The 2,878-nt window shown below is 57.6% G+C and carries 5 protein-coding genes; 2 read left to right on the forward strand and 3 right to left on the reverse strand.

The window, feature by feature from the left end:
• The 3 genes from EJ105_RS27490 to EJ105_RS27500 all read right to left on the reverse strand — a co-directional run.
• A partial coding sequence (locus EJ105_RS27490; protein WP_347881346.1) for a ribbon-helix-helix domain-containing protein occupies positions 1 to 166 on the reverse strand: 166 nt, incomplete at its 3' end.
• A 735-nt stretch (positions 167 to 901) separates the two neighbouring features.
• Positions 902 to 1,225, reverse strand: coding sequence for a type II toxin-antitoxin system PemK/MazF family toxin (locus tag EJ105_RS27495; protein ID WP_250168864.1), 324 nt, complete (start codon positions 1,223 to 1,225; stop codon positions 902 to 904).
• Positions 1,222 to 1,446: an antitoxin MazE family protein gene (locus EJ105_RS27500; RefSeq protein WP_250168865.1), complete on the reverse strand. Its 225-nt coding sequence runs from the start codon at positions 1,444 to 1,446 to the stop codon at positions 1,222 to 1,224. Before EJ105_RS27500 ends, EJ105_RS27495 begins: the two co-directional genes overlap by 4 nt.
• Before the next feature lie 212 nt (positions 1,447 to 1,658).
• On the opposite strand from EJ105_RS27500, the gene EJ105_RS27505 reads away from it, so the two are divergent.
• Both EJ105_RS27505 and EJ105_RS27510 read left to right on the forward strand, forming a co-directional pair.
• Entirely contained in the window at positions 1,659 to 2,033 is a 375-nt protein-coding gene (locus tag EJ105_RS27505) for an XRE family transcriptional regulator (protein WP_250168866.1), read from the forward strand.
• The gene (locus EJ105_RS27510) at positions 2,030 to 2,524 is read left to right on the forward strand and encodes an RES family NAD+ phosphorylase (protein ID WP_250168867.1); all 495 of its coding nucleotides are present in this window, start codon (positions 2,030 to 2,032) and stop codon (positions 2,522 to 2,524) included. Before EJ105_RS27505 ends, EJ105_RS27510 begins: the two co-directional genes overlap by 4 nt.
• Positions 2,525 to 2,878 lie beyond the last annotated feature (354 nt).

Genomic DNA, 2,878 nt, shown 5'->3' on the forward strand with positions numbered 1-2,878 from the left:
GGGCCTCGAGGCGCTCGGCGAATTCGAGGCGTTGCCGCTGCCACACGCGAACAGCATCCCGCATGGCCTCGCTGGTAGTCGCGAATTCACCAGATTCCACGCTTTCGCGGAGTGCGCGCATCATGTCAGGCGTCATAGTGACGCTGACTTTCTCAGCATTGGGCATGATCGAACCTCATATCACCCCCATGGTAGGATAAAATCCCACTCAGCGCGAGCGCGATGTGCCTGGACGCAAGGAGACTGTCGGCCGGGGCACGCGTGATCCTGAGGCTGGGACCTGGCCTACTCCATGCGAGCTCGAAGCCAGCTTTTTTCAATCGAAAGGCCTACCTCAGTTACCCTGGCCTCTACTGATCTCATGCCGTCGTCCGATGTGATCGTCACCAACCCCGCCTCCGCAAGCGTTCGAATGGCGTGGGCGTATGCAGATCGATAATTACTATCCAGTATTGCCGTTTTTACGTCGTGCAGACGGTTTGAATGATGCCATATGCCTAAATCGTCTCTGTGTCCGTCCGGCAGTCCACAGCACTCGGCAGCCAGTAGGAATAGAGCCCGCAAGATGTCCTCATTGCTCACCATCGGCTCGATGCTCCCTTGGCTCTTTGGTCGATGTCATCGGATGATATCGGATATCATCGAGTGATATCCAATTGCATCCGATTACATCGAATATAATCGGATGAGGTTGGGAACCTGCAGCGCTATCAACGGCTGTAATCCGTTATTAACAGTTGATAACGGTTTGCAACCGTTATCAACGAGGCCCCAGTGCCGGCTATCCCGCGCGATCACCGTGCCACTCGGTCCGGTTATGTTGCGATTGCCGTCGTGACGTTGCAGCCCGACCGGCAACAGAAGCAATCCAGGGGCTGCGCCTCCCGCCGGCGCGCCGGGCTTATGCAATGCCGAGAAAAATCGCCAACGAACGTGTCACGGAGAGCATCATATCCTCCTCGAGGCGGCCGAACGCCGGCCAGACCCTGCACCGCTCCACTGTGACCACCTTATCGATCATCACTTGGGACTGCACGCGGAGCCCGTTTCCGATGGATGGGTAGACGGGCACTCGAAGGAGCGGCGCCTCAACCAGGTTTGAAGCGATGAGCAGGACGACTATAGTTCCGGTGCGAGTAAACAGGTCCGCCTGAATCACCAGCGCGGGCCGAAGTCTGCCACGGTCTGAGCCGGTGGCGACCAGCACCAAATCGCCGCGCTTCATTCAACCTCGGCCATGGCTTCGGTCATCCTTTCCTCGAGGAGATCATCCAGCTCCGCGTCCCGCGCATCCGCCTCTGCGGTTATGCCGGACTGACGCTGGCACTCCTCTCTGAACTCCGGCTGCCGGGTGTCGGGGAGCCATAACTGCACAGGCCTGAGACCGGCAGCGCGGAGCGCGTCGCGGTGCTTTTGAACGCGTTGGCGCACGGTTGCATCGGCCACTCCGCCCTCCTGCCCAATGTTACATGTAACATGCTCGTCCGTTCCTCTTTTTGCAAGGTGGCCTTGGCAGAGGGCATACGAACCTGAATATGCACGTTAAATTAGATGCTTAGTTGAGTTTACGACTCCCTCACTGCGCGAATCTGACCTGAATGCACGCTTGACGTGCCTCGAAAATTGTCTCATATATGGGTCAAATTTCGAGGCATGAAATGACTTTCGATACTCAGGAAATGCGCTTTCTCGCAAAGGTGACCCTGGGGGGTGATGTAGAGCCATCAAGGCTTAGCAGCCAGTTGGGAACCACGGTGACCGCGCTCGCGCCGACGCTCGGCCTCTCCCGCGACTCGGTGTCGAAGCAAGCGCGCATCTATTCGAGCGCCACGCAAAAGCGGCTCCGAGAGTTTGTCGACATCATCGTTCGGACGACACCCTGGGCTGGATCACCCATCCAGGCATTTGCTTGGTACCGCGCCCAGTCTCTGCCGTCGTTTGGCGACCTGACAGCGGAGGAATTGGTCAAAAGGGGTCGAGCCGACGAGGTGAAGGACTATCTGGGGCGCATTGCGCTGGGAGGGTTTGCATGATCCGGTTCAAAGGAGCGGTCTATCGCGCGCATCATCCCAACTGGAATTTCGCGCCGACGTCGGGAGATGGCTCGGTGCACCACGGGGGCCGTTTTTCACCGGTTGGCCTGCCGACGCTCTACGCCTCGCTTCGGCCGGAAACGGCATGGCTAGAGGCGCAGCAAGGGTTCCCGTTCAAGGCACGCTCTCTCGTCATGTGCGTCTACGACGTGGATTGCGAAGGTGTGCTCGACCTTACATCTGACGCCGGCCAAGAGGCAGCCGCAACGAGCCTTAAAGAACTCGCCTGCCCTTGGGAAGTTGAGCGAGATCAGGGACCAGCAACCTGGCGTTTGAGCGCCGGCCTGCGCGCCAAAGACTGTGCAGCAATTCTCGTCCGCAGTTTCGCGCCCGGCGCAGGGCAGGCTGACTTGAATATTGTGTTTTGGCGCTGGAGTTACGATATTCCGAACAAGGTTAGGTATTTAGGAAATTCGATATGGCAAACATAAAAGACCATGATCGAATGATAATTCTCTCGAACTTATAAAATATATGTCCGCGGTTCCCAGTTGCATATCGATAGTCTCGCATTCCTGGGTCGCGCAGCTAACAATCGGACGATGGTGATCAGCCGTGGCTCCACGCACAAAGAACAGCGACAGCGGATTATTCCCGAGCGAGGCAGAAATTGCGCGCCGATTGAGCCAGGATCCGAGGGGCTGGCGAGAGAAATCGACTGACGTGAGCCCCTGATCCTCGTCCAGATTTAGGTAGAGTCCGTCGATCATGGAGACGGACGATGCGAGCCTCACGGTTCACAGAGGAACAGATCATAGGGATGCTGAAGGAGCAGGAGGCGGGCG

The organism is Xanthobacter aminoxidans, from assembly GCF_023571765.1.
Lineage (GTDB): Bacteria > Pseudomonadota > Alphaproteobacteria > Rhizobiales > Xanthobacteraceae > Xanthobacter > Xanthobacter aminoxidans.

Coding starts and splice junctions, on each gene's coding strand:
- EJ105_RS27495 (WP_250168864.1), bottom strand. CDS start 1,225: ATGAAGCGCGGCGATTTGGTGCTGGTCGCCACCGGCTCAGACCGTGGC.
- EJ105_RS27505 (WP_250168866.1), top strand. CDS start 1,659: ATGACTTTCGATACTCAGGAAATGCGCTTTCTCGCAAAGGTGACCCTG.
- EJ105_RS27510 (WP_250168867.1), top strand. CDS start 2,030: ATGATCCGGTTCAAAGGAGCGGTCTATCGCGCGCATCATCCCAACTGG.